Source organism: Marinomonas posidonica, from assembly GCF_043643765.1.
GTDB classification, from domain to species: domain Bacteria; phylum Pseudomonadota; class Gammaproteobacteria; order Pseudomonadales; family Marinomonadaceae; genus Marinomonas; species Marinomonas posidonica_A.
In genome coordinates, this window is record NZ_JBHZSP010000020.1 from 26,153 (window position 1) to 34,316 (window position 8,164).

Genomic DNA, 8,164 nt, shown 5'->3' on the forward strand with positions numbered 1-8,164 from the left:
AACCGGGACGACCCGGAAAAGGTTGAAACATGTTTCACACTGTCTTAATTGCAAATCGTGGAGCGATTGCCGTACGCATTATTCGTACTCTCAAGCGTATGCAAATTAAAACCATCGCCGTTTACGCTGAATCCGATGCCAAGAGTCGTCATGTAAAATTAGCGGATGAGGCGTACTCCTTAGGCGACGGCCCAGCCAACCAGACCTATCTGGACGCGGATAAAATCCTCACTATCGCACAACAAAGTGGCGCGCAAGCCATCCACCCAGGTTATGGTTTTTTAAGTGAAAATGCCGACTTTGTGCGTCGTTGTGAAAACAGCGGAGTGGCCTTTATTGGTCCAACAGACGAGCACATGCTGGCCTTTGGCTTAAAGCACCGCGCCAGAGAACTCGCCCAACAAGCCAAGGTGCCATTACTGCCCGGCTCAGACTTATTACAAGACCTAGACAGCGCCCGTATTACGGCCCAGAAAATCGGCTACCCAGTGATGCTAAAAAGCACTGCAGGTGGTGGCGGTATTGGCATGCAGCTATGTCATAACGAGACCGAACTGAGTAATCACTTTGATTCGGTGAAGCGCCTTGGTGCGAGCAACTTTGCTGATGACGGCGTGTTCTTAGAAAAATTCATCGCTCGCGCTCGACACATTGAAGTACAAGTCTTTGCCGATGGACAAGGACAAGCCTTGGCACTGGGCGAGCGAGATTGTTCCAGCCAACGTCGAAACCAAAAAGTGGTAGAAGAATGCCCTGCACCCCACCTGAGTCAGGCCGTACGTGAACAACTTCATCAAACGGCTGAATCCTTACTGGCATCGGTAAAATATCGCAACGCTGGCACAGTGGAATTCATTTATGACATGGATACCGAACAATTCTACTTTCTTGAAGTGAATACTCGCTTACAAGTAGAACATGGTGTAACGGAAGAAGTGTATGGCATTGATCTCGTCGAATGGATGGTTCGTTTAGCGTCACAAGAGCCGATGGATTTATCCGCATTACGAACCTCACTGACACCTAAAGGTCACGCGATTCAAGTACGCCTTTATGCCGAAGACCCTTACAAAGACTTCCAACCCAGCCCTGGGTTATTAAGCTATGTCGACTTCCCTGTTGCCGATACAGAACAGGCAGCAACGGAGTCTAATACCAAGGTGCGAATTGATCACTGGATTGAAACTGGCATTCAAGTATCCCCCTACTTTGACCCTATGCTGGCCAAAGTCATTGTGCATCATCAAGACCGTAACAGCGCCCTTGCTTTGCTACAAGACACCTTGTCACAATGTACCCTATATGGCACACAAACCAACTTAGATTATCTGCAACACTTACTGCGAGATGATGCCTTAATACAAGGCCAAGTCAGTACTCGTTATTTAAACGACTTTGTCTATCAACCCAAACGCATTGATGTATTAAGTGGTGGCACACAGACTACCTTGCAAGACTTCCCTGGCCGCCAACACCATTGGAATGTGGGCGTGCCACCGTCAGGCCCATTTGATAGTTTTCACAGTCGTTTGGCTAACCGCCTGTTAGGCAATGACATTGCCGCCGCCACCATGGAAATCACCTTACAAGGCCCAAACCTGCAATTTAGCTTTGCCACGGAAGTTGCCTTGGCTGGCGCGCAAATCGACGCCAAACTGGATGGCGACACAGTGGCATTACACCAGCCAATCAAGGTACAAGCCGGTCAAACTCTAAGCTTAGGTCGTATTCGTGACGCGGGTGCTCGCTGCTATTTGGCAGTAGCTGGCGGATTTGATTGCCCAGACTACCTTGGCTCAAAATCCACCTTCACTCTAGGTCAATTTGGTGGTCATAACGGACGCGCACTGCAAACAGGCGATGTGCTCACCAGTCATCATCAACACGCAAGTCCACCCAACCCTCAACGGCCAGAGGCTTTAATCCCCACTCTGACTCACCAACATACGTTACGGGTGATTTATGGCCCACACGGGAGTCCAGACTTCTTTACCGAAGAAGACATAGAAACCTTCTTCAATACTGACTGGGAAATCCATTATAACTCCAGCCGTACAGGCGTTAGATTGATCGGCCCCAAACCCACATGGGCCCGTGAAAATGGTGGCGAAGCAGGATTACACCCATCCAACATTCACGACAATGCCTACGCTTTTGGCAGCATAGATTTTACTGGTGATATGCCTGTTATTTTAGGGCCAGACGGGCCTTCTTTGGGCGGTTTTGTCTGCCCTGCCACTGTGATCACTGCGGATTTATGGAAATTAGGGCAACTCCGAGCGGGTGATAAAGTACGCTTTATCCCTGTGACACTCGAAGAGGCCGTGGCACTAGAAGCAGAACAGATCGCGAGCTTAGACAGCCTGACAGCACCGAAGCTAGACGTCACCAGCTGCGACATTGGATCTCCCATTCTCAAGAGCTTATCCGCCGAAGAGTTTGGCGACGACATTGTGTATCGAGCGGCCGGAGACCACTTTTTATTGGTGGAGTACGGTGAACAGATGCTCGACATTCGTTTGCGCTTTCGCGCTCACGCACTGATGCAATGGTTAGAACAACACCCATTTGCTGGCATGAAAGAACTGACCCCGGGCATTCGCTCTCTGCAAATTCACTACGACAGCCAGCAAACCTCGTACACCGAACTGCTCGCCTTGTTAGAAACCGCAGAGCGAGCCTTGGCGGAAAAATTGACGGAGCTGACTGTCCCTTCTCGAACGGTTTACCTTCCTCTTTCATGGGATGATCGAGCCTGTCAGGAAGCCATCGACAAATACGCTCAATCGGTCCGATCCAATGCGCCTTGGTGCCCAAGCAACCTTGAGTTCATTCGTCGTATCAATGGCTTAGACAGCATAGATCAAGTCAAAGAGATTGTGTTTAACGCCAGCTATTTGGTGATGGGGTTAGGCGATGTCTACCTTGGGGCACCCGTGGCGACGCCCATCGACCCTCGTCATCGATTGGTGACCACCAAGTACAATCCGGCCCGAACCTGGACCGCAGAAAACTCCGTTGGTATTGGCGGCTCTTACCTTTGCGTATATGGCATGGAAGGCCCAGGTGGCTACCAATTTGTGGGGCGAACCTTACAAATGTGGAACCGCTATCGTCAAACCAGCGCCTTTAGTAAACCTTGGTTGTTACGCTTCTTCGACCAGATTCGTTTCTACGAAGTCAGTCATGAAGAGTTACAACAGATTCGTGCTGACTTCCCCCATGACACTTTGCATGACAATAAGAGCCCCATTCGCATCGAAGAAAGCCACTTCTCCTTATCTGAGTACCAAGCTTTTATTGCCAACCACCAAGAGGACATCGAGCAATTTAAGCATTCTCGTAATCAAGCCTTTGAAGCGGAACTGGCTCGCTGGCACGCCAACGGTCAATTTCACTTTGACCAAGAGGAAGCCACCAGCACCACCAGCGAAATCACTTGGGGAGAAGACGCCATTGTGGTCGACAGCCCAGTGTCCGGCAGTGTCTGGCAAACCCAAGTTGAAAAAGGCCAAGCCGTCAAAGCCGGCCAGCTGTTAGTAATTTTAGAGTCCATGAAAATGGAAATTCCACTGCATGCGTCACACGACGGTGTGGTATCTGAAGTGTTATTAAACAATGGCAGCCGAGTCAACGCTGGCCAAGCCGTCGTCGTATTGGAGGAAGAATAATGAGCATGATCGCACCACTTAAAAACGTTACCGACATGGGCTTTGACGCCTTAAGAGACGCCTACAAAACAGGCCAACTGACACCTGAATCCCTGATGAAGGACATTCGCAGTCGTGCTGCGCAATTCGATTCATACAACATCTGGATTCATTTACTCAGTGAAGCAGAGCAAGCAACCTGGCTGAACGACTTAAAAAACAAAGACCTAGACACTCACCCATTGTGGGGCATTCCCTTCGCGATAAAAGACAACATCGACCTAGCAGGCATCCCCACCACCGCTGCCTGCCCTGAGTTTGCCTACACACCAACCGACACCGCTCAAGTAGTACAACAACTCATTGACGCGGGCGCTATCCCTGTCGGGAAAACCAACTTGGACCAGTTCGCCACGGGCATCAACGGCACCCGCTCGCCCTATGGGCCGGGTCATAATGCGTTTGATTTTGACTACGTCAGCGGCGGATCCAGTGCTGGATCATCCACCGCCGTGGCACTGGGCTTGGTGAGTTTTAGTCTAGGTACTGACACCGCAGGTTCAGGTCGAATTCCCGCCGGCTTCAACAATTTGATTGGAGTGAAACCCAGCATAGGTTTGTTGTCTGCCACGGGCATGTTGCCCGCATGTCGAAGTTTGGACTGTATGACCATTTTTGCGTTCAACTCAGACGACGCCAATACCGCCTTGGCGGCGGCAGAAGGTTACGACATACGCGATGGTTACAGTCGCCCTAACCCGTTTGACAATCAGGCTCGACATTACGGTTTGCGACAAGGGGAACTCACGGTGGGTATCATCCCGTCTTCGCAGTTAAAATTTTATGGCGACAAAAACTATGAGCAAGCTTACTCAGACACCTTAGCCAAACTCAGTGACGCCGGTTTTCAGTTCAAAGAAATCGACTTTGCCCCCTTTAATGAAGTGGCGCAACTTCTCTACGAAGGCCCTTGGGTTTCTGAGCGCTACATTGCAACTCAGCCTTTAATAGATGATAACCCAGAGGCCATCTTTCCTGCCGTACGAGAAATCATCGCCCCAGGTGGCAAACCGCCTGCCACCGCCTTGTTTAAAGCTCAATACCGCATCAATGACCTGAAACAAATCTGCCTCGCGCAACTGGCCACCGTGGACTGTATTTTAACCCCGACCGCTGGTACCCATTTCACCATCGCAGAAATGCTCGAAGAACCCATTAAGCGCAACAGCGAACTGGGTTACTACACGAACTTCATGAACTTACTGGATTTTGCTGCGATAGCCGTGCCGGGCGCCATGACCAAAACAGGCATGCCGTTTGGCATTACCCTATTCGGCCCAACCTTTAGCGACCGCATGTTGTTGTCGATTGCCAATCGAGTACAGCGTGCTATTCCACTCAAAAAAGGCGCTCTAGATTTACCCGCTACCCCAGCGAACAATACGCCAGTCGGTCAACCCAAAGTGATTGATGTGATGGTATGCGGCGCGCACCTAACAGGCCAACCGCTTAATTGGCAACTCACCGAGCGGGGGGCGACACTGAAAACTCAAACCACCACAGCAGCCAGCTACCGCATGTACGCTTTAGCAGGCGGCCCACCTTATCGTCCAGGACTTATCTTGGATACTGAACAAGGACAAGCCATTGAGGTGGAAATCTGGTCTGTACCAAGTGAACACTTCGGCAGCTTTGTCGCAGGCATTCCCGCTCCGCTAGGCATCGGCAAGGTGCAACTCGCCGACGGCAGCTCAGTGTCAGGCTTTATCTGCGAACCTTACGCCATCGCAGACGCCACTGACATCACTCACTTCGGCGGCTGGCGCAACTACTTAGCCAGTTTGAAATAACACCGGATTGATAGCGTCAAGAAAGCAAAAAGCCTTCGTATCTATGAAACGAAGGCTTTTTAATGATCACTCTGTTCTATCAGCTGAATGGTTCAAACAGATTATACAAGCACATCCAGACCTTTATCAGCGACCAAATTCAACAGTTTTAATGACGGGCCATTCGGCTTCTTAACGCCTTGCTCCCACTTTTGCACTGTGGACTTGCTAGTATTCAAATAAGCTGCAAAGACGCCCTGACTCGCTCGATTTTTAATACGGATACTTTTAATCTGCTCGGCGGTGAACACTTTTACTGGAGGCAAACACATAGCATCAAACTCACGCAGAGTTGTCTCTTTCATCACGCCAGCATCGTACAACTGCTGAGCGGTATCTTGCACCATATCTAAGATTGATTTATCCATCCTTTTTTACCTCGATCAATACACCATGTTCAATGGCGATAATGAATTCGATATCACTCTACTCCAGCAATTCTCTCGCTAACCTTCTGAGTGCTTTCAATTAATCAAACGCTGCATAAAGCATCTAGTATTTTAGGTAAATTCATCATAAGAGAAAGGGTAAACAAAGCTCTTGCTCATTTCTCTAATTTTTGCTTTTCTGAATTATCTATATATTCAATTGCTTCTCTTAAATATCTCAGTAGTTCCATAATTCGACCTTTTTTAAGAGATTCAGACATCACCTTGGCGCATTTATCTAATTCCGATTCTAAACTCTTCACTGCATCGAACTCATCTATTAGATATTCATAAATAGTTGAAGACTTATACCTTGCAGCCAAAAATTGGCCAAATACAATAACACCATTATATGTCCAATTATCAACAATCCCTTTAACTAAAACACTAATATCTACAGCATCTAAAAAAGGCTTATGATCATACACTTTAAATATATCGTTGCTTACCTCTTCCCACGACTCAACAAGCCTTTCTTGTAAAATAGAAAAACCTTTAGCCCTACTACTTTTAACAACTAATTTTTTTCTTTCATTATAAAGCTCCTCCACATCTTCGAAGCTCCTTACGCTTATATCATAAGAGTTGAGACTATCTTCAAGCCTAAAAAAACCCTCTACATTTGATTTAATTCGTGCATGACTAATTAATTCCTTTTTAGTTTCAGCAATATATTCATTTTGTGCAAAATAAACTAACGTATCTAGAACGCGAGCCCATTTTACAATTGATTTAGGCGTATCTATAAACAAAAATTGATCTTTAGTATATTGAACCAACTGAGAGAAGTCTTCATTATTCATATTTTGATAAGTAAAACTGAGTAACTTATCAACAGGATCAGTTTTTAAAGAAAGACCAAATAAATTAATAAAGTCATCTGGAATAGTTGATAGATCTAAACAATAGTAGATAAGATAGTTTTCAATTTGACCAAAAGAGCTTTGCATTATTTTAGAAAATAACTCTTTACGGCTTTCTTGACTCACGTCTTTATCAGCTTCTTTCACCAAAGAGTTATTAAACCCACTCCTTTGACTACGGCTTAAGAGCTCATCTTTGCTAAACCCATGCACAAAATGGGCATTACATACTAATGTGATATGCTCAATCAACTTTGATAGTGAAGGAATCACATCAATTTCACTATTTCCCTGACCATCTATTTTTCTTTTTAGAAGCTTGTACCTGTGTAATATTCGATGTAATACTCGATAATTTGTTAGTGATAAAGAGTCTATAGAATTAGAAAGTATAGCTTTTGTTATCGGACAAAGAAGGCTTTTGTACTCGCTATCAACAAAAGCCATCATATCTTTCGAGCTTACAGCTAAAAAAGTACGATTCAGGAACGTTTTTTCAAGTACATCTTTATTCGTTATATGTTTTTCATTTGCCACCACTACAACACGAAAATTATCATTACCCTCTACCAAGTTTAGGCACTCACCTAGAACCTCTCCAATTAATTTTTCCGTCGAAGTCCTTTCAAGGTCATCTACAATTAAAATCAATTTACTTATTCGTGATAATAAGCTGTGTTTTATCGGTTTTCCTAACGCATTAAGTATCCCCGAAGTTAAACCACCATCACCAAAAAACTTAGCAACAATTCCCGTAATATTTAAAGAACTTTTCAACCCATCATATAACTCTTGCCCCTTATCTCTATATTCAGATTGGACATAAGCATTTGAAAGTACTCTATCTCGAAAATCATCAATAGAGGAAATACCATATAAAGATATGTAACTGACCCTATATTCTTCAGGAGGAGCATCCATTAAGTAGTTTTTTACAAAATGGGTTTTACCGCTGCCCCATTCTCCAGAAAGAAGAACTATTGGCGGAAAGCTTTCATCGAACAGATACTCTATAACTTGTTCTTTGGCTCGTTGCAGATCCATATAAACACCTTCCCCTCATTACTCATCCAATAATACTTAAACACACTCACTAAAATATAAATCATTATTCACTATTCTCTAAAGACTAACCAATATCAATACTTAAGTGTGTCAAAAGTATCACTACGAGCCGAGGTCAAACGATCGTGTCGATACAGGGTAATGATTTGGCAGACAACCAGCCAAAGTCACCAAACAAAAAAGCCCCGATATATGAACTGACCCCATAAAGTTGGACTCTGTTCTAAGCGGCTTTCAAGGCCTGATTTCGATACGCTATCGGACTCAGG

General features: G+C 45.7%; 4 protein-coding genes. 2 read left to right on the top strand and 2 right to left on the bottom strand.

Going from position 1 to position 8,164, the window contains the following annotated elements; all coding sequences use genetic code 11:
- Positions 1-29: 29 nt before the first annotated feature.
- Positions 30-3,671: an urea carboxylase gene (gene uca / locus ACHUFM_RS17500; RefSeq protein WP_394183867.1), complete on the top strand. Its 3,642-nt coding sequence runs from the start codon at positions 30-32 to the stop codon at positions 3,669-3,671.
- Positions 3,671-5,500 carry an allophanate hydrolase gene (atzF, locus tag ACHUFM_RS17505; protein ID WP_394183868.1) on the top strand — a complete coding sequence of 610 codons (1,830 nt, stop codon included), beginning with the start codon at positions 3,671-3,673 and terminating at the stop codon, positions 5,498-5,500. The genes uca and atzF overlap by 1 nt, the downstream gene beginning before the upstream one ends.
- A 101-nt stretch (positions 5,501-5,601) precedes the next feature.
- Here atzF and ACHUFM_RS17510 read toward each other — a convergent pair whose 3' ends face one another.
- Together ACHUFM_RS17510 and ACHUFM_RS17515 are read right to left on the bottom strand one after the other, a co-directional pair.
- Positions 5,602-5,907 carry a helix-turn-helix domain-containing protein gene (locus ACHUFM_RS17510; RefSeq protein WP_394183869.1) on the bottom strand — a complete coding sequence of 102 codons (306 nt, stop codon included), beginning with the start codon at positions 5,905-5,907 and terminating at the stop codon, positions 5,602-5,604.
- 176 nt (positions 5,908-6,083) lie between these two features.
- Positions 6,084-7,874, bottom strand: coding sequence for a P-loop NTPase fold protein (locus ACHUFM_RS17515; RefSeq protein WP_394183870.1), 1,791 nt, complete (start codon positions 7,872-7,874; stop codon positions 6,084-6,086).
- Between the last annotated feature and the right edge of the window lie 290 nt (positions 7,875-8,164).